Raw genomic sequence first — 25,051 nt, 5'->3', positions numbered from 1 at the left:
CAATTGTCAGTTCGAGAACCTTTTACCCTTTACCCTTCGCCCATCACCCAATAACCCAATAACTCAATAACCAATAACCAATAACCATTGACTAAACCGTAATACTAATTCCGTTGGCCGATGCGTTTTTATCGGAATCAAAGTAAAAATCTATTCTGCCCAAATTAATCCCGTAGCATCCTACTTGGTTTACAAGTACGGAGTTCCCGTTTTGGTTAGTGCGCACATCGGGCTTGTCCAAAAACGTATGGGTGTGACCACCAATGATCAGATCCGTGTGGTAGGTTTGCTGCGCCAAACGGGTATCGCAGGGTTTTTCGGGGTATTCATAATCATAGCCCAAATGCGATAGGCAAATGATCAAGTCGCACTGTTCTTCCTCTTTGAGCTGTTTTTCCATGTCCAAAGCTATCTCGTAAGGATTCAGATATTGGGTTTCCTTGTACAATTTTTTGGTCACCAGTCCGTCCAGTTCAATGCCCAGGCCATACACCCCGATCTTAATACCATCTACCGTATAGATTTTATAAGGTTTTACGTACCCGTCCATCACCGTGTTGGTAAAATCGTAGTTTGCGCTGATCATTTCAAAAGTGGCATTTGGCATTTGTGCCAGCAGACCATCAATGCCGTTGTCAAAATCGTGGTTGCCAATGGTGGCGGCATCGTACTTGAGCTTGCTCATCAATTTAAACTCAAGCTCGCCCCCGTAAAAATTAAAATAGGGTGTGCCCTGGAAAATATCACCGGCATCAAAAAGCAGGGTGTTCGGGTTTTCGTTACGGATCTGTTCCACCAGAGTAGCGCGCCTTGCCACCCCGCCCAAATTTGGGTGTCTGGAGTGGTTGGGGGGAAAGGTGTCGATATGGCTGTGCACATCGTTGGTGTGCAGGATGGTAATCTGTTTTTTGCCCAAATTGGAGCACGAACTCAAGCTGAGGCCGCCCAATCCGATTAAAGTGGATGCAGCGGTAGTATTGGTGATAAAGTCCCTTCTTTTCATCTTCTAATTAAGTTGTTTGATTCGATCATCGGCTACTGCCTGTAAAGTATCCATCTTTTTAAAGTAATCTATCATGGCATTGCGCAGTAGGTAATCCGTTGCCGTTCTCGAAACAATTTGGTCAAAAAAGCCTACGCTGGGGCCACCGTTCACCAAATAATCGGAGGAGGCCACAAAATAGTTTCGGCTCTCGTCAAAAGGTTGCCCCTGTATATTTACCGATTCGAGCGAACCGTTCTTGTCCGTAACGATCTCTATCCCGGATACAGGGTGTCTTCGGGAGGATTTTGCCACAAAATTGATGAGTTCCCGGGTAGCGGAGCCACTGAGCTCTACCACTTCGATGTAATTTTCGAACGGCATAACCTCATAAGCGTTTCTGGCGGTCACATTCCCTTCCGAAATAATGGAGCGGACCCCACCGGCATTGAGCACCACAAAATCCAAGGTCTTTTCCGTTCTGGAATTGAAAATGGGAGCAGCCTGCTCTAGAACTATGTCCGCCAACAGGTTCCCCATGGATGAGGTGCGTTCCCCATCGTTCAGCAACAATGGTTTTGGGGCATAGGCCAAGGTGCTGTCCAATATCTCGTTGATTCTTTTTCTGTACGGTTCCACAAAGGCTTCAATGGAATCGGTCTGTGCGTAGGTAGAGTCGATGGGAATTTGCTTGCCCTGTATTTCCGATAGTTTATCGGCGTCATTTTTACAGGATATCAAAAAACAAAAAGTTATAAATACAACAAATTGTTTAAATTTTAGATTGTTCACGTGCGTATCTTTGTTAAGTCGTCTTGGTAGATTATTTACCTTTGTAAAAATCATCAAAAATATGTTTTTGAAAGGACTCCAAGACAAATTTAAGGTTAAATCGGGGCATAAATATTTAAGGGAGGAATTGGAAAAGCCTTCAAAGTCCGTGTCCAGGGAAAAGGGGATTACCAGTGTTGGTTGCATTGTTGATGTCGATAAATTTCAAAAAGCAGAGGCCTTTTACGAACTTATTGAAGAATTTTCGCTAAGGCCCAATGCCATAAAAATAATTGGCTATAAACGGGAGTACGACAAAAACTCGCCTTATGCCATTCAAATGTTCTCCGATAAGGACCTTGGATGGAAGGGCCAGATAGAAAACAGCTATGTGCTGGAATTTTTGAGCAGAGAATACGATATGCTCATCAATTATTATGAAGAAGATAATTTAATGATGAAGCTATTGTCGGTAAAGACCCCCGCCCGCCTTAAGGTAGGTTTGGGCGCCCAGGACCCCAAGATAAACGATTTGATCTTAAATACCCCTTTGGGCGACTTTACGTTGTTCAAGAGCGAACTGAAAAAATATTTAAAGGTCTTAAAAGAAATTTGAAGTAATGGAACAATTGATCGGAACAGGAGTGGCTTTGATAACCCCGTTCAGAGAAGATGTATCGGTGGATGTGGAAGCCCTGGAGAAAGTTGTGGAACATAACATTCAAGGTGGTGTGGATTATTTGGTGGTCTTGGGAACAACGGCCGAATCCGCAACCCTTTCACAAGCGGAGAAACAATTGGTGGTAGATGTAGTCGTCCGTACCAATGCAGGTAGGCTTCCATTGGTACTTGGTGTGGGCGGCAACAATACCATGGCGGTGGTACACGAGCTAAAAACATTGGACTTGTCGGATTTTGATGCCATCCTATCCGTTTCCCCATATTACAACAAACCAACCCAAGAGGGCATATACCAGCACTTTAAATTGATCGCAGAAGTATCTCCCATCCCGATTATATTATACAATGTACCCTCAAGAACAGGCAGCAATATGTTGCCGTCGACCACGCTAAGGTTGGCACACGACTTCCCCAACATAGTTGGTATCAAGGAAGCATGCGGTGATGCCGTTCAGATTGATAAAATACTCAAGGACAGACCGGAAGGCTTTTTGGTGATCTCCGGTGATGATGCCACGGCCTTGCCAACGGTTTTGGCAGGCGGGGCAGGGGTTATCTCCGTTTTGGGCCAGGGATTGCCATCGCTTTTTTCCGATATGATTAAATTTGGATTGGAAGGAAATGTAAAGGAAGCATATCGCATCCATCACAGATTATCCTCGTTGATGTTGCTGATTTTTGAAGAGGGGAACCCCACTGGCATAAAAAGTATCTTTGAGAGCAAGGGCATTTCAAGGTCGACGGTAAGATTGCCTTTGGTAGAGGCAACGCCGGTTTTGAAGGATAAAATCGTTGCTTCGTTGGTACAACTGGACAGGGCACATGTTTAAAATTCGTTAAAACTTGCCCAAACCCTTGGGTATTGATCTTGGTTGCCGTTACATTTGAAGGGTAAAAAATCTTTTTTTATATCCGTTCAATATCACTAATTTTGCAAAATGTTTTTGAAAATGAGGTCAATACTCCTTTTTTGTTGTGCAGCAGTACTTCTCGTATCCTGTAGTGAGTATCAAAAGGTACTTAAGGAAACCGATGTGAAGGCCAAATATGATATGGCCGAAAAGCTGTACGAGGAAGGCGATTATAAAAGAGCGGTTCGTTTGTTCGAGCAGATTGCGCCCCAGTACGTGGGCAAGCCACAAGGGGAACGCGTAATGTTCTTTTTTGCGGACAGCTATTTCAAGAACGGCGATTATTATTTGGCGGGATATCAGTTTGAGCGTTTCATAAAATCATATCCACGTAGTGATAAGATTCAAGAAGCAAGTTTTTTAGGGGCAAAAAGTTATTACATGCTTTCCCCAAGATATTCTTTGGATCAAACCGAAACCGACAAGGCCCTGTTAAAATTGCAGACTTTTATCAACAATTACTCCGAGTCGGAGTTTTTTGAGGAAGCCAATGCCATGGCCAAGGAATTGACCGCCAAAAAGGAAAAGAAAGAAATAGAGATTGCAAAGCAATTCAATAAGTTGGGAGAATTCAACCTGCCCGTTTTGATTTCTGCAATCACCGCCTTTGATAATTTTATAACGGACAATCCCGGTTCCATTTACAGGGAAGAAGCCTTATATTATAGAATTGAAGCGGCCACCAGACTGGCCTTGAACAGTACATTTGACAAAAAACAGGAGCGCTTGGAAGATGCTCTTGATTCATATAATACATTAATGCGCTATTTTCCAGAAACGGAATTCAAGAAACAAGCAGATGACTATGCCGAGACTATCCGAGAGGAATTGAGCGTGTACAACACTTCCGTATCCAAATAAAAAACAGCTTTTAAACCATTGCATATGCAAGATTTGAAAAACACAAAGGCCCCGGTTTCCACAAAAACTCTCAACAGAAACGAGTTTGACGAAAAAACCGAAAATATTTACGAAGCTATCTCCATAGCTTCAAAAAGAGCGATCCAAATCAATTCCGAGATAAAAAAGGAATTGTTGGAGAAGCTGGAAGAATTCGCGACCTACAGCGACAGTTTGGAAGAAGTCTTTGAGAACAAAGAGCAGATCGAGGTTTCCAAATTCTACGAAAAGTTGCCAAAACCACACGCTTTGGCCGTACAAGAGTGGTTAGAGGATAAAATTTATTACAGGAATACAGAGAAAGACGCATAAGAAATGCTCAGCGGTAAAAATATCCTTTTGGGAGTTTCCGGGGGAATTGCCGCCTACAAGACCACTTTTCTTGTTCGTTTACTGATTAAAGCTGGCGCCCAGGTCAAAGTTGTTATGACCCAGAGCGCCAGCTCTTTTGTTTCTCCACTCACGCTTTCCACACTTTCCAAAAACCCAGTGTTGATGGATTTTATCAACGAGGAAGATGGGAGCCTTTCTTGGAACAACCATGTGGAGCTCGGACTTTGGGCCGATGTGATGTTGATTGCCCCCGCCACTGCGAATACGTTGTCCAAGATGGCCAATGGCACTTGCGATAACCTTCTTTTGGCCACCTATTTATCTGCTAAATGCCCCGTGTATTTTGCGCCTGCCATGGATTTGGATATGTACAAGCATCCCTCGACCAAGAATTCTTTGGAGAAATTGCAATCTTTTGGGAATATCTTGATTCCTGCTGAATCAGGCGAGCTTGCTAGCGGACTTCACGGAGAAGGACGCATGGCGGAGCCAGAGAACATCGTGGCCTTCATGCAAGAAGATTTGGGCAAAGGACTGCTATTATCAGGAAAAAAAGTGCTCATTACCGCAGGGCCCACACAAGAGGCCATCGACCCCGTTCGATTTTTGGGAAACCGTTCCACGGGCACCATGGGGTTTGAACTGGCCAAGAAGGCAGCAAACTTGGGTGCAAAGGTGATTTTGGTTTCAGGGCCGACACATTTGAGCATAGAGCACGCTAATATTCAGCTGATTCGAGTGACATCTGCCCAGGACATGTACGAAGCCTGTCATGAATATTATGCAGATGCAAACATTGCCATATGTGCCGCCGCAGTGGCGGATTATCGACCTAAAATCATTGCTTCGGAAAAAGTGAAGAAGCAAGAGGGGGATATGAAAATCGAATTGGAACGAACCCCTGATATTTTAATGTCACTTGGCGAGGCCAAAAAGAGTCAGTTCTTGGTGGGATTTGCCTTGGAGACCCAGAATGAACTGGAAAATGCCAAAGGCAAGCTCAAAAGAAAACATTTGGACGGCATCGTTCTTAATTCATTAAAAGATGATGGCGCAGGGTTTGGGGGAAGCACGAATAAAATTACTTTCATAGATAAGAATTCGCAGATAAAAACGTTTGATTTGAAGACGAAGCCCGAGGTGGCTTCCGATATTTGGAAAGAAATCATCTCCAGAATCCATGCGTAACTTATTTTATTCTGTTTTAGTATTGTTAATGGCCGCAGGGGTCACTGCACAGGAATTAAATTGTGCGGTCACCGTGAACTCCGACCAAGTGGGGCAGACCAATCAACAGATTTTTAGGACGTTGGAGCGTTCGTTGACCGATTTTGTGAACAAAACAAAGTGGACGAACAGGGCCTATCGCGAAAATGAACGGGTCAATGCGCGTTTGTTCATAACTGTGACCCAATATGAATCGGACCGGTTTGAGGCCAACATCCAGATTCAGTCCACGCGCCCCGTTTTTAATACCACTTACGAAAGTCCGGTGTTCAACTACAAGGACAATTCGTTTAACTTTCAATATCAGGAATTCCAACCATTGGTGTACAATCCAAATAATATTGATTCCAATTTGGTAGGTGTGATCTCTTATTACGTTTACATCATGTTAGGGTTGGATGCCGATACGTTCTCCTTGGAGGGCGGGAATGATTTTTATCGTCAGGCCCAGAACATTGTGACCCAGGCGCAAAGTTCCGGCTATGCCGGTTGGAGCCAAGAAACGGGAGATCGTAGCCGTTTTGAATTGGTGGACAATCTCCTGAGCAACTCTTTTCGGGAATATCGCATTGCCATGTACAACTATCACAGAAAAGGGCTCGATATTTTGGCGGACAACAACAGTACCGGCAAGCAAATCATTGCGGGAAGTCTTCGTTTGTTCGAAACACTTATTAGCCGCAGGCCCAATGCCTTCTTGATTCAGACCTTTTTTGATGCCAAGTCCGAGGAAATCCAGAATATCTTCTCCGATGGTCCAAAGGTGGACATCGTAAAACTCAAGGAAACCCTTAATAAAGTGGCGCCATTTTATTCCAGCACATGGAATGAAATAAATTACTAGGGCGATCTATTGTGTAATTTGAAGGTACAGCGCGATTCTGGGGGTCAGTTCGAGTGATTTTGAGGAACGAAAAATCGTATCGAGAACTTTTATGGATAAAAATTCTTTTTCTCGATACAGATTTCACTCATATTATCGTGAAATCCACTCGAAATGACGATTTTTTTCAAAATGAACAATAGGTTAGTGCAGTTCTCCAAAGAAATTTATCTTTACGGGTAAATTCTTCAATATTGCTAGCAAATCTATCCATCCAAAATTATGCACTCATTGATGATGTAAGTGTGTCTTTTTCAAACGGATTCACTACCATAACAGGTGAAACCGGGGCGGGAAAATCCATACTATTGGGCGGACTTTCCATGGTTTTGGGGAAGCGGGCCGATTTATCATCTTTAAAAAATACAGCACAAAAATGTGTGATAGAGGCCGAGTTCGATATTTCCAAATATCAGCTCCAGCCGTTTTTTGAGGAAAATGAACTGGACTACGAGGAGACGACCATTCTTCGCAGGGAGATATTGCCCAGTGGAAAGTCAAGGGCGTTTGTAAACGATTCCCCCGTTACTTTGGATGTAATGCGGGCGCTGGGCGACCAATTGGTGGACGTGCACTCGCAGCACCAGACCATGCAGCTCACCGACAACGATTTTCAGATGAAAGTGTTGGATGCGTTGGCCGACAACTCAGAGAGTCTCTCAGAATATACGGAGGAGCTTGAAAAGTTGCGAACTGCGTCGAAGGAACTTCAAAAGTTGGAGGATTTCCAGGCCGATGCCGATAAAGAACACGATTACAATAGTTTTTTGTTGAAGGAACTGGAAGATGCCAAGCTCAAGGAAGGCATGCAGGAAGAACTCGAAGAAGAGTATGAGCAATTGAGCAACGTGGAGCAGATTATGGAGCAGTTGTCCGCAGGACATCAGTTGTTGAATGATGAGCAATTGGGCATTGTGGGCCGACTTACCGATTTAAAACGAGCGTTTCAAGGATTGACGGATTTCGGGGCTGACTATAAATCTTTATATGACAGGATTCAGTCTGTATTGATTGAAACGGACGACATCGCTTCAGAATTGGAGCAGTTGCAGGAAGGTGTGGAGGCCGACCCAGAGCGTTTGGAAGTCGTCAACGGAAAATTGCAGCAACTCTACGATCTTCAGAAAAAACATCATACTGATTCGGTAACGGATTTATTGGCCATTCAACAGGAATTGGCACAAAAGGTCGATGCGGTCGCCAATATTGAATCTAAAATCAAAGAAAAACAACAAGAGGTCGATGCTATCACCAAAAGTGCTGATGCATGGGCCAAAAAAATCAGTGATGGAAGAAAGGCTGTCATTCCCAAGTTGAACGAAAGACTTCAAGCCAACCTAGCATCTTTGGGAATGTCGGCGGCCACATTTAAAATTGAGGTGAACCCATCCAAATCATTTAAAACCAACGGGAAAGATGATTTGATATTCTTGTTTTCGGCAAACAAAGGCTCCAATTACGGAGAATTGAAAAAGGTAGCATCGGGCGGTGAACTTTCGCGCATCATGCTCACCATAAAATCCATTTTGGCCGAATACGAAAATTTGCCTACCATGATGTTCGATGAAATCGATACGGGGGTTTCCGGTGAAATATCCAACCGAATGGGAGAAATTATGCAACAGATGAGCGGCACTATGCAGGTATTCTCCATTACGCATTTGCCCCAGGTGGCATCAAAAGGAAAGTATCAGTTTAAAGTGTACAAGGAAGAAGGGGCAGAGGGCACGAGTACGCACATTAAACAACTTAGCACGGACGAACGTGTGCGGGAGTTGGCGGAAATGTTGGGCGGCAAGTCCTTGTCCGAATCCGCTCTGGCCCACGCGAGGGAACTGTTGCAATAATTGGTGTTTAGCTTGGAAATTGTCAGTTCGAGTTTTATCAGAATGAAAAAGTATTGAGAACAGGTTTTATATCTTAAAACACTCATTTCTCGACACAATTTTTTTACCCTTACGGTTTAAAAATCACTCGAAATGACAAACTTGAATTAAAAGTAAGACTATACTTTATCTCTGAATTTATTTTAGGGTCTCATGTAGGGCTATTGGATGAGATGGGTGCTGAAACAAGTTAAGCATAACGAGAATCTATCTATTTGTGTTGGGTTAACATTCAAATAGTTTAAATATCTTTGCCCTACAATCAACAATTGCAAGAAATTATGGCATACAATCTTTTAAAAGGTAAAAAAGGAATCATTTTTGGCGCATTGGACCCCAACTCCATTGCTTGGAAAACCGCAGAGCGCGTTCACGAAGAAGGTGGCGAGTTTGTTCTGACCAATGCACCTATTGCTATGCGCATGGGGCAAATCAATGAACTGGCGGAAAAAACCAATTCTGAAATAATTCCCGCAGATGCCACTAACGAAGAGGACTTGAAAAACTTGGTGGAGAAATCCATGGAGATTTTGGGCGGAAAATTGGACTTTGTCCTTCATTCCATCGGTATGTCCGTAAACGTTAGAAAAGGGAGACATTACACGGACGAGAACTATAGTTTTACCGAGAAGGGCTGGGACGTATCGGCATTATCTTTTCACAAAGTTATGCAGTCCCTATACAAAGCTGAAGCGATGAACCAATGGGGAAGTATAGTCGCCTTGACCTATATGGCAGCACAAAGAACATTCCCCGATTATAACGATATGGCCGACAATAAGGCGTATTTGGAGTCTGTTGCAAGAAGTTTTGGTTACTTTTTTGGAAAAGAGCACAAAGTAAGGGTGAACACGATTTCGCAATCACCGACCCCGACCACGGCCGGACAGGGTGTTAAAGGTTTTGATGGTTTTATCAACTACGCGGAAAAAATGTCGCCGTTGGGCAACGCAACCGCAGATGATTGCGCCAACTATACCGTATCACTATTCTCTGATTTGACCAAAAAAGTGACGATGCAGAACTTGTTCCACGATGGTGGTTTCTCCAATACCGGGGTAAGCCAAGAAGTAATCGATGAGTTTTCAAAATAAACTTTAAAAAATATATGGGAAGCCACTCTATCAGGGGTGGCTTTTCTGTTTAAGATGAATACATTTTTTTCCATTGTGGTTCCAGTTTACAACAGGCCCGAAGAGACCAGGGAGCTGTTGGAGAGTCTTCAGAAACAAGACTTCCAGAAAGATTTTGAGGTGGTCATTGTAGAAGATGGTTCCTCGCAAAGTTCGGAGGAAGTCGTGAATAGGTTTCGAGAGGGGCTGAACATTTCCTATTATTTTAAAGAAAATTCAGGGCCGGGGGATTCCAGAAACTTTGGAATGCAAAAGGCCAAGGGAAATTATTTTATCATTTTGGATTCCGACTGCATCCTTCCTAAACAATATTTGTCCGAAGTGGACAAGGAGCTAACCAAGGAATTTGTACACTGTTTTGGTGGCCCGGATGCCGCCGACGATTCCTTTACCACCATCCAGAAGGCCATCAATTATGTAATGACATCGTTCCTGACCACAGGAGGTATCCGTGGAGGTAAAAAAGCAGTAGGGAAATTTCAGCCGCGGAGCTTTAACATGGGCATTTCCAAGGACGCATTTGAAAAAGCAGGAGGTTTTGGACGCATTCACCCCGGGGAGGACCCGGATTTGACTTTTCGCATCTGGAAAGCTGGATTCGAAACCCGATTGTTCCCCAAGGCATTCGTGTACCACAAACGACGCATTGATTGGAACAAGTTCTATATCCAAGTAAATAAATTTGGCATGGTACGCCCAATCCTCAATAAATGGCACCCGGGAACGGCAAAGCCGACCTATTGGTTTCCTACCTTGTTTATGCTGGGGCTTATAATTGCCATGGTAGTGGCCATGGCAGGGCTAATACTGCCTTTGCTATTGTATGCATTCTATTTTTTGGTACTATTTTTGGATGCATTGATAAAGAGTAAAAGCTTGATTGTGGCCCTTTTGTCCATTTTTGCCCTTTTGATTCAGTTCACGGGATATGGAATAGGTTTTTTCAAGTCCACAATGTTGCTTAACTTTAGTAATAAGAAGCCAGAGGAACTGTTTCCAAAACTATTTTTCAAGAAGAAATAAAAGTGTTCAAAAAGGTATTGCAAGGTCTTAACCAGAGGAAAGCAAAAGTATTCTTGCTATTTCTGATATGCTCTTTTTTGGCATGGTTCATCAGCAATTTGTCAGAAACCTACGAATCAAGAGCCTATTTCAACTTGAATTATAGAAATCTTCCCGATTCTTTGTTGCTGGGGGAGAATTCAAACAATCAGATTGAGGCCAAACTCAGAACAAGTGGGTTTCAATTTTTGTACTATAAAGTTTTTAGAAGTCAAATCGATATAGATGTATCCCAAGTGGTCTACCAAAATGGCCAATATGTTCTTAGGGAAGAGGTGCTGATGCGACAAATGGACCAACAACTCTCGCAGAACATCTCTTTATTGGACTTGGACCCGAACGTTTTGGATGTGGATCTATATAAGGTCGATTCCAAAAAAATACCGATTGGGGCAAACCTGAACCTTAAATTGCAACAAAATTATATTTTGGACGGGAAGGTCAAAATTTCACCTGATTCGGTCGTTGTGAAGGGGCCAAAAAGTGAAATTGATACCATAAGATCCATAAAAACTTCGTCCATACAATTAAACAATGTAAACGAGGACTTTTCCAGTGAAGTAACCCTTGTTTTTCCAAAAGGATTGGATAACAGTATATTTTCCGTGGGTCGTGCAACGGTTTTTGGCAAGGTTGCCAAATTCTCAGAAAAGGTTTTTGAAGTCCCTGTCCAAGTAAAGAATATCCCTGAAGGGTATCAGGTAAAGACGTTCCCCAATTCGGTTACCTTATTGTGCAAGGCGACCATAGAGCGTTTAAAAGAAATATCTGCCGCTGACTTTGAGGTTGTGGCGGATTATGGCCAGTTGGATGGCTCCGAAAGCAGTAAATTGTTCTTGGAAATCACGGAAAGTCCCCAAAAAGTCTACGATGTAAAGTTGGAAGAGAAGACGGTAAACTTTGTTTTGGAACAGCAATGATGATAGTGGGACTAACAGGCGGAATTGGCAGTGGAAAGAGCACTGTTGCAAAAATGTTCATGGACTTGGGCATTCCTGTCTATGATTCCGACAAGGAAGCCAAAGAGCTGATGGTGACCTCCGAGAAGGTTAGAGTAGCGATAATCGAATTATTGGGAAATAGTGCGTACAACAGCGAAGGCCTTGACAGGTCTTATATTGCGGATAAAGTATTCAAAGATTCCGAATTGCTCGAAAAACTAAACGGAATCGTACACCCAGCAGTTAGGGAGCACTTTTTAAACTGGGCCAAAAAGCAGAAATCGCCCTATGTGGTTCAGGAAACCGCTTTGATTTTTGAAAACGATGCCCAAGATAAATATGATTGTACTATATTGGTGACTGCACCATTGAACTCCCGCATTCAGAGAGTGGTACAGAGGGACGGGACCAGCGAAAAAGCGGTAAAGGACCGCATGAACAACCAACTGGAAGACAGCCACAAAAAAAAATTGGCCGATTTCAACATAGAAAACCTGGACTTGGACAAAACCAAGGAAAAGGTTAAAGAACTACACCTCAAACTATTAGCGCTGGCCCAGAAATTTTAACATTTATGTTAAGTTTTGGTTAAACGCTAAAAGTACTAAATGTTAAATTTTTAATTTTACACCAATGAACAAGAAGCTATTCGTTCTTCTGGTTGTTCTTATGAGTTTATCTCTTTTGGGGATAATTTTTGTGCAGGTTTATTGGATCAGAACATCCATAAACGATAAGGAAGAACAATTTTCGAGGACAGTTACGGACATTCTGGATAAAGTGGCGAGTAGGGTGGAGAAGCGCGAGATGAAGGAATACTCGGACCGTTTGGCATCTCTTGCAGATAGTATTGGCGAGCCCAAGAGCACGCAGTACAAGAATTTTTTGTTCGTGGATCGGGATTTGAATTCCGATGAAATTCTTTTTTATTCCCACGGAATTCTTGAAGAAGATTACAATATAACCTCTGCGTTCTTTGATATTAATACAGATGGTAACGAAGATACGACCACCATCAAGAATTTCACCAGCAAGCGTACCAAGGCCGTATTTAAGGAAGAGTACGGGCTGGATGGAAAAAGCTATAGCCTTACCCCGATACAGCGTGCCGAGAAAATCGGTGGATTGAGCAGTATTGACAAGGCGGCTTGGGAAGATGTATTTATGGAAGCGGCCAAAACACGGCCCATTCATAAGCGGGTATCCAAACAAGAGCTGGAACTGTTGCTGAGCCAAGAGTTGAGCAATCGGAATATTGATACCGATTACGAATACGGGGTTTATAGCCAAGGCTACCCAACTAAAGTGCGCTCCAGAAAGTTTAAATTTTCGGGCTCCAAAATGTACAAGGCCCCAATTTTTAAGGATAGCGAAGGAGTGTCCAACTTTTCCTTGTTGCTCACATTTCCGAGCATGAAAAAATACATTTTCAGTTCTGTGATGGGAATGGCACTTTTGTCCTTGGTATTTACCTTGGTCATCATGTTGGCCTATTCCAGTGCCATTTACCAGTTGATCAAACAAAAACGGATATCTGAAATCAAGTCGGATTTTATCAATAATATGACGCACGAGTTCAAAACGCCCATAGCCACCATCAATTTGGCGGTGGAAGCCATCCGAAACCCAAAGTCCATCGAGGACAAGGAAAAGGTACTGAGGTATTTGGGCATGATTCGTGATGAGAATAAACGGATGCACGCTCAGGTTGAAAACGTATTGAGAATATCCAAATTGGAAAAAAATCAGTTGGATATCACTAAGGACCGTGTGAACGTACATGACATCATTACTGACGCCATTGCCCATATAGAGCTTATTGTGCAGGATAGGGGAGGCTATGTAAATGCCCATCTTGATGCAGAAAGGGCCGAAGTTTTGGCCAACGATATGCACATGACCAATGTTGTGGTGAATATTTTGGACAATGCCGTAAAGTATTCCCCCGAAACCCCCAAGATAGACGTGTTTACCGAGGTGGTAAAAAACAGCATCATTATAAAAGTGCAAGATCACGGTGCGGGAATGAGCAAGGCCGTGCTTAAAAAAGTATTTGAAAAATTTTACCGGGAACATACCGGCGACATACATAACGTTAAAGGCCACGGATTAGGATTGGCCTACGTAAAACGAATTATAGATGATCATCAGGGCGAGGTTTATGCAGAAAGTGAAAAAGGAAAAGGAAGCACTTTCTTTATAAAACTGCCTTTAATTTAAAAACGAACTATGGAAACAGAGAAAAAAAAGATACTATTGGTTGAGGACGATCCAAATTTTGGAATTGTCCTAAAGGATTATTTGACCATGAACGACTTTGATGTCGTGCTGGCCAAAAATGGAATGGAAGGTTTTGAAAAATTCAAAAAGGACAATTATGACGTTTGTATTTTGGACGTTATGATGCCCTACAAGGATGGATTTACCTTGGCCAAGGAAATCCGTGAAAAAAACGAGAACGTTCCTATCATCTTTTTAACGGCCAAAACAATGAAGGAAGACGTGTTGAAAGGGTACAAGGCAGGTGCTGACGATTATTTGAACAAACCCTTCGATTCCGAGGTCCTTCTGATGAAATTGAAGGCAATCCTTCAAAGAAAAGCCTCTGGTTCCTTGGCCGATAGCAAACAGTTCGAGTTTGAGATCGGCAACTTCCATTTAAACTCAAAACTCCGTTTCTTGAAATATAAAGAAGAGGAGCCCATTAAATTGTCTCCAAAGGAAAACGAACTATTGCGTTTATTGGCATTGCACGAAAACGATCTGATGCCGAGGGAACTGGCTCTCACCAAAATCTGGAGGGACGACAACTACTTTACTTCCAGGAGTATGGACGTATATATCGCCAAGCTAAGGAAATATCTGAAAAAAGACGACCTGGTTGAAATATTAAATATACACGGGGAAGGATTTAGACTTGTGGTAAAAGCAGAAAACGAGCAATGATCCATCCAACGTCTCCATATCATATTAAAAAAGCCACCTTTTTAAAGGTGGCTTTTTTCTGCCGAAAATTCGAGGGATTTTAATCTTTGAGCTTTTTAATTATGTTTTTCACAACCTTGGCAGGGGTTTCATCTATGGAAACAGTTATTGCCTTGGAAGGCGGCTCCAATGCATCAAATTGGGATTGCAACAGGTTCAAGGGCATAAAATGTCCCTTCCTTTGTTCCAACCGAGACTTTATCAACTCAAAGGAACCATCTAAATATACAAATTCCATGCAATTGCCCATCCCGGCCCTTAAAAGGCTCCTATAATTCTTTTTTAAAGCCGAACATGCAATTATGGCTCCGTGGTCTTTATGTTCTACGGCCAATCTATTTAGGGCGACCAACCATTCCTTACGGTCTTGATCATTCAAGGGAGAGCCCGCGCTCATTTTTTTAACGTTCGCTTCAGGATGAAAGTCATCACCATCAAAAAAGGGTACGGAGAGTTCTTTGGAAAGTCGTTTTCCAATTTCGGTCTTACCCGAACCGCTCACTCCCATAACTATTAGTACAGTTTTATTGGGCATAAAGGTTGGTTTTAAGTCGGTCTGTTACCATTTGGAGCACCGATTTTGGTTCAGCATCATGGGGTACCCATGAAATGGCCTCGTTCTTTCGCAGCCAAGTCAGTTGCCGTTTTGCAAATCGTCTTGTATTTTTTTTGATTTCCGAAATAGCAGCCTCTAATGTGCATTGACCTTCAATATATTCAAAAAGTTCTTTGTAACCAACTGTTTGTAACGCGTTCAGGTTTCTGTACGGGTAAAGTTTTTGGGCTTCTTGGAGCAGCCCGGCTTCCATCATAAGGTCTACACGGGCATTTATCCTATCGTATATTGTTTGTCTGGGGGCATCCACGCCAATGTAAAGGGATTTAAACGGTCTCTCGGGTTTTGGTCGGTTTAAAAATGATGAATATGGCCTGTTCGATGCCCTACATATTTCCAAGGCCCTTATCAACCTGTGGGGGTTCTCCAAATCCACCGTTTTATAATAGTCAGGGTCCTTTTGTTTTAGCTCATTTTGAAGGCTTTTTACCCCTTCACTTTCCAACTGTTGGTTTAGGTTGGCCCGGATTTCCGGGTCAACTTCGGGAAACTCGTCCAATCCATTGATTACGGCATCCACGTAAAGTCCACTGCCTCCGACCATAACCACGATTTCCTTCTCTTGGAACAATTCATCAAGAAGCGATAGGGCCTCTTTCTCAAAATCGCCAACGGAAAAGGGTTCGGTAATACTTTTATGCTGAATAAAATGATGGGGGGCTGCCTCCAATTCATCTTTGGAGGGAACGGCCGTGCCGATTTGCATCTCTTTAAAAAACTGTCTGGAATCGGCCGAAAGTATTTCGGTATCAAAATGCTGGGCCAATCGGATGCCCAAAGCGGTCTTTCCAATGGCGGTTGGACCCACAACTGCAAGCAAAACCTTGGTACTCATAACGGATGGCCACAATTATAACAATGATCGGCATCATCACGGTGACCTTCCACGGAGCAATTTGGGCAGGCCTGGGTATTTACGTGTACCAGATGACCATTGTCCTTGCTATCATTTTTTTTGTTTCCGTTCCGGGTAAATTCTGCGGTAACAATTCCCGTGGGCACCGCTATGATCCCGTAACCCAGGACCATGATCACAGTCGCCAAAAACTGCCCTAGATTGGACTGTGGGGCAATATCCCCATAGCCCACCGTGGTCAAGGTAACAATGGTCCAATAGATACTTTTGGGAATGCTGGTAAAGCCGGAATCGTCTCCCTCTACGATATACATTAGGGTACCCATGATAACGGATAAAATCAGGACCACGTAGATAAATACGGCAATCTTGGCCCGGCTAGCCTTTAAGGCCGACTGTAACTGGGATGCTTCCCCCATAAACTTTACGAGCTTCAATATCCTGAAAATACGGAGCAACCGAAAAGCCCTTACTGCCAATAATACTTGGGACCCCGCCAAAATATAGGAAAGGTAGAGTGGTATGGTGGACAAAAAATCAATGATGCCATAAAAACTGAACACATATTTCATTGGTTTTTTGATGCTGATCAACCTTGCGATATACTCAAGGGTAAAGAAAATGGTGATTACCCATTCAAGCGTCAAGAGCGTACGGTGATAACGTGCATCAAAATCATCGATGCTTTCCAACATTACCAAAATAACACTGATGATGATCAGGATGAAAAGGGCGATATCAAAAAACTTGCCCGATGGAGTGTCCGCCTCATAAATGACTTCATGAAGTTTGTTCTTCCATTTGGCTTGTGGTTTATAGTCTTTCAACAATCAGGGAGTTAGGGCAATGGTCTTTAAACGGTTGTTTTTTCTCAAATAGGTTTCAACGATAAAGGTGGTGTTATCATCGCTCTTTATCGGAGTCATTATCGATTCTAAGATATGAATATTATTGATTTGGTGGTTGAGCTCCACGAACCCAAATCCTTGAAGTTTACCATTCTTTATCAAGATAAAACTTCTTTCCCCGGTTTCCCTTCCACGATCGATAAGTGCAATATCCTTGTTTTGAATGCTATATTTTTCGAAAGCGGAAAGCACCTTGTCGTTACATTCTGATGCCTTTTCAGCCTCCACGGGGCCCGTCCCCAGAGAACATGGGCAAAGTTCGAACTCTTCGGATATTTTGTTCAAAAAGCTCTTGGCGGACTGAATTCCATTGAAAGCCATTTTTTTGTGTTCCAGAGTCCGGTTCTTTTCCACTTCCAACACTATATGCTCGGTACCATTTTGATTAAAATCTATGGTATGGGTAAAAAGCTTCTTTTTTGAAACATGGTTGTATCGCGGTCTGTTCTTTTTTTGCTCCACATAGGCCTTTAAAATGGCAATAAGCTCGCTTCCAGTGGTTTCGTAGGTGACTTTTTTCGTTTCTTTTTGAAGTTTTCTTGCCAGTTTGCCCACATTGGTAAAATGTTGGTTCACCCTTTTCTTGATGTCCTTGGTCTTCCCTAGAAAGATGATTTCCCCATCCTTGTCGTGCATATAGTACACTCCTGTTTCGGACGGAAGGTTAAATACCATATCCAGTTGGTTGGGAGAGAGTTCCCCATGGGTCTCTTCGCGGATGACCTCGGTGATGATGTTCTTGTCCGAATCCTTGTCCAACAACAATTTAAAGAGCTTTAATGTGGCAAGCGCATCCCCGTTCGCCCGGTGCCTATCGCTCATGGGAATGCCCAACGAACGTGCCAATTTGCCCAAACTGTGCGATTCCGCTTCGGGTATGAGCTGTTTGGAAAGGTCGACGGTACAAAGCGTTTTGCGCTGAAAATCGTATCCCAAACGTCTAAACTCCGTTCTTAGGATGCGATAATCGAATTGGGCATTGTGCGCCACCAAAGTGGCACCATCGGTAATTTCCACAATGCGTTTGGCCACTTCGTGAAACTTGGGCGCCGAGCGCAGCATTTTATTGTTGATTCCCGTGAGTTTGGCCACAAAAGGCTGTATCTCCCGTTCTGGATTGATCAAACAGATGAATTTGTCTACCACCTGATGCCCATCAAACCTGTGGATGGCGATTTCGGTAATGCCTTCCTCATTGTATTTTCCTCCCGTGCTTTCAATGTCAAGTATCGCGTACATGGAAAATTACTGGTTATGAATAGTTTCTAGCCCCAAATATACTGCTTCCGATCCGTACCATGTTGCTGCCTTCTTCAATGGCAATTTTGTAATCGCCGCTCATGCCCATGGAAAGGATGGTGATGTCGTTCAACTTGGTTGTAAGTTCATCGAACATGGATTTAAGTTGGGCAAACTCCCTACGAACCTGACTTTCATCATCTGTAAAAGTCGCCATGCCCATTAATCCCACAATTTTGATGTTTTCCATGGCCTTAAATGTGTCAGACTCCAAAAGTTCGTCCAGTTCAGTTTTGTCCAGACCAAATTTGGTATCCTCTTCGGCAATATGTATTTGAAGCAAACACGGAATCACACGATCGTATTTTTTAGCCTGTTTGTTGATTTCTTTTAATAATCGCGGGCTGTCGACACCATGAATAAGGGAAACAAACTCGGCCATATATTTCACCTTGTTGCGTTGCACGTGGCCGATCATGTGCCATTCGATATCCTTGGGCAGATCTTCCCATTTTTGGACCATCTCCTGCACTTTGTTTTCCCCAAATGCACGTTGTCCAGCCTCGTAGGCCTCCAAGATGTCCTCGTTGGGCTTGGTTTTGGAAACGGCGACCAGGGTAACTCCTTCGGGGAGTTCGGATTTTATTGTATTGAGATTATTTTTTATGGACATAGTTTAATTGATGTCATTCCGCTCTCGACAAATATCGATATGCTGCGGAATCTTTTAAATTTATGAATTCCTGCTTTTTTATTCCGTTGCAGAACGGAGCGAAGAAACTACAAAAAATCATTAAAGGTTCGTTTTGATGAAAAATTTGTCATTTCGAGTGGTTTTTTGGACCAAAGTTCAAAAAAATGTATCGAGAAAAGAATTTTCTAAGGAAATAAACCTTGTTCTCGATACTTTTTCTTTCCGAAAAACTCGAACTGACGGTTTTCTGTCATGCTATCATCAAAATGAACTATGGGTTAAAATTTATAATTCATAAATAGCCAGCCCGCTACGGAGCTTGGGCTCAATATACGTGCTTTTCGGGGGCATTACCAAACCTGCATCGGCAATGGTCTTGATTTCCTGTACGGTGGTGGGAACCAAGCTAAAACCTACTGAAAAGTCGCCCGAATCCACCAAATCTTTCATTTGGATAAGGTTATTTTTGCCATATCCGTAGCAAATCCGTTTATCGTTCCTAAGGTCTGTGATGCCCAAAATGGGCTCTAAAATGGTTTTGTAAAGGATTTGGGTGTCCAATTTGCTCAATGCATCGGTAAACTCATGGTTCGTTTGCCGGAAATGCAGGGTATAGAACTCGCCCTCCAAATACATACTGAACTCATGTTTTTTGGATGGCTTGCAGAGTCCATGGGTCCTTTTTTCTATTCTAAAATGTTCATCAAGTTTGATTAAAAACTCTTTTTTTGAATAGCCGTTCAAATCTTTGACCATACGGTTGAACTCAGAGATCTTCATTTGGGATTCAGGAATCAGGTAGGCCATAAAATAGTTGTAGGCCTCTTCTCCAGTATGATTATCGTTTTCGGACATTTTTAAGTCTGCCAATAAGCTGGAAGACGCACAACGGTGGTGTCCATCCGCAATATAGAGCGCTTTTAGGTCGCCAAAGGCCTTCTCCAGTTTCTCTATTCCTTCGGGATAGGAGATTTTCCAAAGTTTATGGTTGACTCTGTCGGTTGTCGTAAAGTCGTATTCTGGTTTCCGTTCTATTTTCCGCTGAAAGATTTCATCCACCAGTTCATTGTCCTCATAGGTCATTAGCACGGGCTCGGCATTAAAGCCAACGGTATGCAGGTAATCTGCAAAAAGCTCCTCACGATCTTGGATGGTGTCCTCGTGTTTTTTTATGACGTTGTTTTTGTAATCGTCCACACTACAGGCACAAAAGAACCCCAAACTTTTAAAGTTCCCGTTTTCAATTTGATAGAGGTAAAAGCTGGGTTCCTCATCTTTTTGAAAGATGTTTTCCTCCAAAAACTCCAAATACCGATTGTGCACCAAACCAAACCGTTCTTTGCCCTTGATGTTCTTTTCAAACTTGAATCCGGGGTTGATGATGTGCAGAAAAGAGAAGGGATTGTATTGCAACACCGCCTTCAATTCCTCCTTGGAGTACTCTTCGTAGGAGCGCGATGCAACAAAAAAAGCTTTGTCCTTTGTAGGGCGGATGGCCTTAAAAGGCTTTACAATGGCCATGAAATCTTATTTGAATTGTGCGGAAACATTTTCAGCCTTTCTGGATTCGGAATAATCGTAAAAACCTTCCACCGATTTTACACCGAGCTTGCCCGCCATCACCATATTTACGAGTAGGGGACATGGAGCGTATTTCGGATTTTTGAATCCATCGTACATCACGTTCAAAATGGAAAGGCACACATCCAATCCTATAAAATCCGCCAGTTGGAGCGGTCCCATGGGGTGTGCCATGCCCAGTTTCATCACCGTATCGATTTCTTCAACACCGGCAACGCCATTGTACAAGGTTTCGATGGATTCATTGATCATGGGCATCAAGATGCGGTTGGCCACAAATCCTGGATAATCGTTTACCTCGGTCGGGGTTTTGCCCAATTTTTTGGAAAGTTCCATGATGGTTTCCGTTACCTCGTCCGATGTGCTGTACCCACGGATGATCTCCACCAACTTCATGATTGGAACTGGGTTCATAAAGTGCATTCCGATCACTTTTTCAGGGCGCTTTGTGGCGGCACCGATTTGGGTTATGGAAATAGAGGACGTATTGGTGGCCAAAATGGTCTCTGCTTTGCAGACTTCGTCCAAGTCCCTGAAAATTTGGAGTTTAATGTCCAAGTTTTCCGTGGCTGCTTCAATCACCAAATCCGTGTTGGAAACGCCATCCTTTAAATTGGTGTAGGTGGCAATATTGGCCAGTGTCGCTTCTTTTTTGGCTTCGTCAATGACTTCTTTAGAAATCATTCGGTCCAAATTTTTGGTGATGGTTGCCATTCCTTTATCCAAGGATGCCTGCGCAATATCCACCAAATTCACTTTATATCCGTTTTGGGCAAAAACGTGGGCAATACCATTTCCCATGGTTCCAGCACCGATTACAGCTATTTGTTCCATAGTATATTATTTAAAATTGTGTCATTTCGAGCAAAGTCGAGAAGACGACGATTAATTTTCAAAAGACTCAATAATCTGAAGGGCCACACGAAGGGCATTGGTGCCTTGTTCCAAACTTACGATCGGGGTAGTATCGTTGTTGATGGCATCGGCAAAAGTTTCCAACTCGTCCAAAATGGCATTGTTGACGTCTATTTCGGGGTTTTCAAAATAGATTTGTTTCTTTTCCCCTTCGGCATTTTGAAGGATCATATCAAAGTCCCCAGGATTTTCTGGAGCATCCTTCATTTTGACCACTTCCACTTTTTTCTCCAAAAAGTCTACCGAAATATAGGCATCCCGCTGAAAAAAACGCGACTTGCGCATATTCTTCAGCGAAATTCGGCTGGAGGTAAGGTTGGCCACACAGCCATTTTTAAACTGAATGCGCGCATTGGCAATATCGGGCGATTGACTGATTACGGAAACACCACTGGCATTTATTTTCTCCACTTCGGAAGGCACGACGCTCAAAATCGCATCAATATCGTGGATCATAAGGTCCAGTACCACAGGGACATCGGTTCCACGCGGGTTGAATTCCGCCAAGCGATGCGTTTCAATGAACATGGGGTTTTCTATTTTGTCCTTTACCGCTAAAAATGCGGGATTAAAGCGTTCCACATGCCCAACTTGACCTTTAACATTATGTTTTTTGGAAAGCTCCAATAACTCTTCCGCTTCCTCAAGCGTGTTGGTGATAGGTTTTTCTATGAATATATGCTTGCCTTTTTCGATGGCTTTTTTGGCACAATCAAAGTGGGACAATGTCGGTGTTACAATATCGACGACATCCACGGCATCCATCAAATTATTGATATTATCGTAATGGGTATAACCGAATTCTGCGGCTACTTTTTTGGCATTGATCTCGTCCGGATCGTAAAATCCGATAAGTTCATATTTATCGGACTGGTTCAAGAGCCTGAGGTGTATCTTTCCTAAATGTCCCGCTCCCAGGACACCAACTTTTAGCATAATACCTGTTTTGGTCAAAAATACGGATATGAAGCCAGTTTCCATAAATTTTTGAGCGGAACTAAGGGGATATTTTTAGGGAACTTTATAAATTCGTGCCACCAGACCACAGACCATGAAGGATACGCTCAAACATAGGGGAATGCGCAAGAACTTGGCGGAGATTGTTGCCGCAAAGGGAGTTACGGACAAAAAAGTTTTGGAAGCCATAAAAACTATACCGAGGCATTTGTTTTTGGACAGTGGTTTTGAAGATCATGCGTATCAGGACAAGGCGTTTCCCATAGGTGCCGATCAGACCATTTCCCAGCCTTATACCGTTGCTTTTCAAACAGAATTATTGGAGGTGGGGCCCAATGCGAAGATTTTGGAGATCGGGACGGGAAGCGGTTATCAAACTGCGGTTTTGTTGCATTTAAAGGCCAAGGTCTACACCATTGAACGCCAGTTGGAACTGTTCAAGACCACCCGATTGTTCTTCAATAAAATGCATTATCGTCCCAAGAAAATGATTTTTGGCGATGGCTACAAAGGCTTGCCCGAAGAGGCCCCTTTTGATGGCATTATCGTGACTGCGGGCGCACCCGAAGTGCCACGGGCTCTTTTATCCCAACTAAAAGTAGGGGGTAGGTTGGTGATTCCCGTGGGAACAGATGAACAGATTATGACCTTGTTCGTGCGAAAGTCTGAAAAAGAATTTGAGAAAAAAGAATTTGGCTCTTTCCGATTCGTTCCTTTGTTGGAGGATAAAAACTAGTTGTTGAAACTTTTTTTGATTCGGTCCAAGTTCCGTTTGCTGTCCCGACTTTTAATGGTTTCCCGTTTGTCGTACAGTTTTTTACCCTTGGCCAGACCGATGTTCATTTTGGCCAATCCCCTATCATTGATAAAAACTTTGAGCGGAACTATGGTAAGCCCGGTCGTGGCCACCTCTTTGTTGAGTTTCTTCAATTCCCGTTTGTTGAGCAACAGCTTGCGCACGGCCTTTGGGGCATGGTTAAAGTGACTTGCGTGACTGTATTCATCAATTTGCATGTTCACGACGAAAAGTTCTCCTTTATCATTGAACTCACAAAAACTTTGTGAAATGGAAGCCTTGCCCAATCGAAGCGATTTAATTTCGGTCCCCCCCAGCACAATGCCTGCGGTGTAGGTGTCCAAAATTTCATAATCAAATCGGGCCCTTTTATTTTTTATGTTGATATTTTGTTGCATCGGGCACAAAAATATAAACTCTTTGCTTAGAAAATTGTAATGTTATGCTAGATTTTACGAATAAGTACCCAAACCACCTTATGAAAAGAATTTTAATCCCCCTGATACTTGTTTTAACAATTGGATGCAAGAAAGAACCCAAGAAAGTATTGACAGCCCAGCAAATCGTGGATAATTCCATTGCGGACAGTGGCGGAAAACGCTTCAATGACCACAAGGTAACCTTTGATTTTAGGGACAAGAGCTATGTTTCCGAAAATGTGGACGGGCAACGGGTTTATACTAGAATTTCAGAAGTGGATTCAATGACTATTACCGATGTTAAGCGGGGCGACGAATTTGAACGCTATATGAACGATTCCTTGGTGATGGTCCACGATACCATGGCGGTTAAATATGCGAATTCCATCAACTCGGTGCATTATTTTGTGCGTTTGCCTTATGGTTTGAACGATGGTGCCGTAAACAAGGAGCTTTTGGGCAAGGAAATCATCGAAAACAAAGAATATTACAAAGTAAAAGTAACGTTCGACCAACAGGGCGGGGGAGAAGATTTTGAGGACACATACCTGTATTGGTTTGATTTAAAAACCTTTAAACCCGAATATCTCGCTTATGACTTTCATGTGGACGGGGGCGGTCAACGTTTCAGAAAAGCTTACAACGAACGCTATGTTAATGGTATCCGCTTTGTGGATTACGAGAATTATAAGCCCAAAAACGATGGTACAGGCATCTTGCAAATTGGTCAGTTGCACAACAAAGGCGAATTGGAGCTTTTGAGCAAGATCGAGCTAAAAAATATTGTTGTGGAGTAGTTTTAATCCATTTTTAAACGGATGTCAGTAGGGACTCCATCAATAATTCTTATGATGAACAGGCTGCCGTTGTCCGAGTCATCCATTTGTTCGTATTTTTCCATACCAATTACTTTGTTCACTAGCATTGGAGTGGTGTTGCTATGTCCCACCACCAAAACATTTTTGCCTTCGTTCACCAATTTAAATTCTTCCACATCAAATGTACTTGGGTCGTAATATTTGATATCGATATCTTTTTTTACAGAAGTCGGTGCCGCGGTCATGGAAGTGCGCTCGTAGTTTGTGGAATATACCACGTCCAGAGGGATGGCATCAAACACCTCGGCCCAGCGAATGGCCCTGTCCAGCCCATCTTGGTTCAGCTCTGGGTCGGGGTTCTCCGGGTCGGTTCTATCTTTTTCTGCATGACGGATAAAATAGAAGGTTGAAATAACAGGTTCTTCTGCAATTTTTGTATCTTTTTTGCAACTTATACTCCCAACGAGGATAATTGCAAGGGCGATTAGAGGTTTAATGTTTTGCATAGTTCTATAAAAAGTTCCCGTGTATTTTTGTTAATCAGTTTTTAAAAGTAA

The 25,051-nt window shown here is 42.9% G+C and carries 27 protein-coding genes; 15 read left to right on the top strand and 12 right to left on the bottom strand.

Translation table 11 applies throughout. The annotated features are described in order from the left end of the window. Positions 1-91: 91 nt before the first annotated feature. The gene (locus GVT53_RS08765) at positions 92-1,003 is read right to left on the bottom strand and encodes a metallophosphatase (RefSeq protein WP_166248300.1); all 912 of its coding nucleotides are present in this window, start codon (positions 1,001-1,003) and stop codon (positions 92-94) included. Between the two features lie 3 nt (positions 1,004-1,006). Next, a complete protein-coding gene (locus GVT53_RS08760) occupies positions 1,007-1,828 on the bottom strand; it encodes a 5'-nucleotidase C-terminal domain-containing protein (protein WP_166248299.1) in 822 nt (273 codons plus the stop codon). A 7-nt stretch (positions 1,829-1,835) separates the two neighbouring features. Between GVT53_RS08760 and GVT53_RS08755 the strand changes: the two genes are divergently transcribed. The 13 genes from GVT53_RS08755 to GVT53_RS08695 all read left to right on the top strand — a co-directional run bounded on the left by GVT53_RS08755 (position 1,836) and on the right by GVT53_RS08695 (position 14,656). Continuing rightward, a complete protein-coding gene (locus tag GVT53_RS08755) occupies positions 1,836-2,369 on the top strand; it encodes a DUF6913 domain-containing protein (RefSeq protein ID WP_166248298.1) in 534 nt (177 codons plus the stop codon). Between the two features lie 4 nt (positions 2,370-2,373). Continuing rightward, a complete protein-coding gene (dapA, locus tag GVT53_RS08750; RefSeq protein WP_166248297.1) occupies positions 2,374-3,264 on the top strand; it encodes a 4-hydroxy-tetrahydrodipicolinate synthase in 891 nt (296 codons plus the stop codon). Positions 3,265-3,372: 108 nt separating this feature from the next. Next, positions 3,373-4,206 (top strand): outer membrane protein assembly factor BamD, encoded by an 834-nt coding sequence (locus GVT53_RS08745; RefSeq protein ID WP_166248296.1) that lies wholly within the window; start codon positions 3,373-3,375, stop codon positions 4,204-4,206. Positions 4,207-4,230: 24 nt separating this feature from the next. Further along, entirely contained in the window at positions 4,231-4,557 is a 327-nt protein-coding gene (locus tag GVT53_RS08740) for a DNA-directed RNA polymerase subunit omega (protein ID WP_108246241.1), read from the top strand. Positions 4,558-4,560: 3 nt separating this feature from the next. Further along, on the top strand, positions 4,561-5,766 hold the full coding sequence (gene coaBC / locus GVT53_RS08735) for a bifunctional phosphopantothenoylcysteine decarboxylase/phosphopantothenate--cysteine ligase CoaBC (RefSeq protein WP_166248295.1): 1,206 nt from the start codon (positions 4,561-4,563) through the stop codon (positions 5,764-5,766). Then, positions 5,759-6,649 (top strand): type IX secretion system protein PorD, encoded by an 891-nt coding sequence (gene porD, locus GVT53_RS08730; protein WP_166248294.1) that lies wholly within the window; start codon positions 5,759-5,761, stop codon positions 6,647-6,649. The genes coaBC and porD overlap by 8 nt, the downstream gene beginning before the upstream one ends. A gap of 233 nt (positions 6,650-6,882) precedes the next feature. After that, positions 6,883-8,535 (top strand): DNA repair protein RecN, encoded by a 1,653-nt coding sequence (recN, locus tag GVT53_RS08725; protein WP_166248293.1) that lies wholly within the window; start codon positions 6,883-6,885, stop codon positions 8,533-8,535. 320 nt (positions 8,536-8,855) lie between these two features. Then, positions 8,856-9,668, top strand: a complete 813-nt coding sequence (locus tag GVT53_RS08720) for an enoyl-ACP reductase FabI (RefSeq protein WP_108246237.1) — start codon at positions 8,856-8,858, stop codon at positions 9,666-9,668. Positions 9,669-9,722: 54 nt separating this feature from the next. Beyond that, positions 9,723-10,730 carry a glycosyltransferase family 2 protein gene (locus tag GVT53_RS08715; RefSeq protein ID WP_166248292.1) on the top strand — a complete coding sequence of 336 codons (1,008 nt, stop codon included), beginning with the start codon at positions 9,723-9,725 and terminating at the stop codon, positions 10,728-10,730. Positions 10,731-10,732: 2 nt separating this feature from the next. Then, positions 10,733-11,689, top strand: coding sequence for a CdaR family protein (locus GVT53_RS08710; protein ID WP_166248291.1), 957 nt, complete (start codon positions 10,733-10,735; stop codon positions 11,687-11,689). Next, entirely contained in the window at positions 11,686-12,279 is a 594-nt protein-coding gene (gene coaE, locus GVT53_RS08705; protein WP_166248290.1) for a dephospho-CoA kinase, read from the top strand. The genes GVT53_RS08710 and coaE overlap by 4 nt, the downstream gene beginning before the upstream one ends. Positions 12,280-12,343: 64 nt before the next feature. Beyond that, the gene (locus GVT53_RS08700; RefSeq protein ID WP_166248289.1) at positions 12,344-13,930 is read left to right on the top strand and encodes a sensor histidine kinase; all 1,587 of its coding nucleotides are present in this window, start codon (positions 12,344-12,346) and stop codon (positions 13,928-13,930) included. A 9-nt stretch (positions 13,931-13,939) separates the two neighbouring features. Further along, complete coding sequence (locus GVT53_RS08695; RefSeq protein WP_166248288.1) at positions 13,940-14,656, top strand: response regulator transcription factor; 717 nt, start codon at positions 13,940-13,942, stop codon at positions 14,654-14,656. A 79-nt stretch (positions 14,657-14,735) separates the two neighbouring features. Here GVT53_RS08695 and GVT53_RS08690 read toward each other — a convergent pair whose 3' ends face one another. From GVT53_RS08690 to GVT53_RS08655, 8 genes are all read right to left on the bottom strand, one after another. Then, positions 14,736-15,230: a gluconokinase gene (locus tag GVT53_RS08690; RefSeq protein WP_166248287.1), complete on the bottom strand. Its 495-nt coding sequence runs from the start codon at positions 15,228-15,230 to the stop codon at positions 14,736-14,738. After that, positions 15,220-16,146, bottom strand: a complete 927-nt coding sequence (miaA, locus tag GVT53_RS08685; RefSeq protein WP_166248286.1) for a tRNA (adenosine(37)-N6)-dimethylallyltransferase MiaA — start codon at positions 16,144-16,146, stop codon at positions 15,220-15,222. The genes GVT53_RS08690 and miaA overlap by 11 nt, the downstream gene beginning before the upstream one ends. Further along, positions 16,143-16,994, bottom strand: a complete 852-nt coding sequence (locus GVT53_RS08680; protein ID WP_166248285.1) for an ion transporter — start codon at positions 16,992-16,994, stop codon at positions 16,143-16,145. The genes miaA and GVT53_RS08680 overlap by 4 nt, the downstream gene beginning before the upstream one ends. Before the next feature lie 3 nt (positions 16,995-16,997). After that, the gene (locus GVT53_RS08675) at positions 16,998-18,314 is read right to left on the bottom strand and encodes an exonuclease domain-containing protein (protein ID WP_166248284.1); all 1,317 of its coding nucleotides are present in this window, start codon (positions 18,312-18,314) and stop codon (positions 16,998-17,000) included. Between the two features lie 13 nt (positions 18,315-18,327). Continuing rightward, positions 18,328-18,987, bottom strand: coding sequence for a YggS family pyridoxal phosphate-dependent enzyme (locus GVT53_RS08670; RefSeq protein ID WP_166248283.1), 660 nt, complete (start codon positions 18,985-18,987; stop codon positions 18,328-18,330). Positions 18,988-19,293: 306 nt separating this feature from the next. After that, positions 19,294-20,529, bottom strand: a complete 1,236-nt coding sequence (locus tag GVT53_RS08665) for a DUF1015 domain-containing protein (RefSeq protein ID WP_166248282.1) — start codon at positions 20,527-20,529, stop codon at positions 19,294-19,296. A 6-nt stretch (positions 20,530-20,535) separates the two neighbouring features. Next, positions 20,536-21,423 carry a 3-hydroxybutyryl-CoA dehydrogenase gene (locus GVT53_RS08660; protein WP_166248281.1) on the bottom strand — a complete coding sequence of 296 codons (888 nt, stop codon included), beginning with the start codon at positions 21,421-21,423 and terminating at the stop codon, positions 20,536-20,538. A 51-nt stretch (positions 21,424-21,474) separates the two neighbouring features. Beyond that, the gene (locus GVT53_RS08655) at positions 21,475-22,440 is read right to left on the bottom strand and encodes a Gfo/Idh/MocA family protein (protein ID WP_166250446.1); all 966 of its coding nucleotides are present in this window, start codon (positions 22,438-22,440) and stop codon (positions 21,475-21,477) included. A 115-nt stretch (positions 22,441-22,555) separates the two neighbouring features. Between GVT53_RS08655 and GVT53_RS08650 the strand changes: the two genes are divergently transcribed. Continuing rightward, positions 22,556-23,197 (top strand): protein-L-isoaspartate(D-aspartate) O-methyltransferase, encoded by a 642-nt coding sequence (locus GVT53_RS08650; RefSeq protein WP_166248280.1) that lies wholly within the window; start codon positions 22,556-22,558, stop codon positions 23,195-23,197. Here the strand turns inward: GVT53_RS08650 and smpB are convergent. Continuing rightward, positions 23,194-23,655: an SsrA-binding protein SmpB gene (gene smpB / locus GVT53_RS08645; RefSeq protein WP_166248279.1), complete on the bottom strand. Its 462-nt coding sequence runs from the start codon at positions 23,653-23,655 to the stop codon at positions 23,194-23,196. The genes GVT53_RS08650 and smpB overlap by 4 nt on opposite strands. A gap of 80 nt (positions 23,656-23,735) precedes the next feature. On the opposite strand from smpB, the gene GVT53_RS08640 reads away from it, so the two are divergent. Continuing rightward, the gene (locus tag GVT53_RS08640; RefSeq protein WP_240905178.1) at positions 23,736-24,473 is read left to right on the top strand and encodes a DUF6503 family protein; all 738 of its coding nucleotides are present in this window, start codon (positions 23,736-23,738) and stop codon (positions 24,471-24,473) included. 2 nt (positions 24,474-24,475) lie between these two features. Here the strand turns inward: GVT53_RS08640 and GVT53_RS08635 are convergent, their stop codons facing one another. After that, a complete protein-coding gene (locus GVT53_RS08635) occupies positions 24,476-25,000 on the bottom strand; it encodes a SixA phosphatase family protein (RefSeq protein ID WP_166248277.1) in 525 nt (174 codons plus the stop codon). Between the last annotated feature and the right edge of the window lie 51 nt (positions 25,001-25,051).

The sequence above is a fragment of the Flagellimonas oceani genome, from assembly GCF_011068285.1.
Taxonomy (GTDB): Bacteria; Bacteroidota; Bacteroidia; order Flavobacteriales; family Flavobacteriaceae; genus Flagellimonas; species Flagellimonas oceani.
The sequence above is the reverse complement of the archived record's forward strand: the minus strand, read 5'-3'. Positions and strand labels throughout refer to the sequence as shown.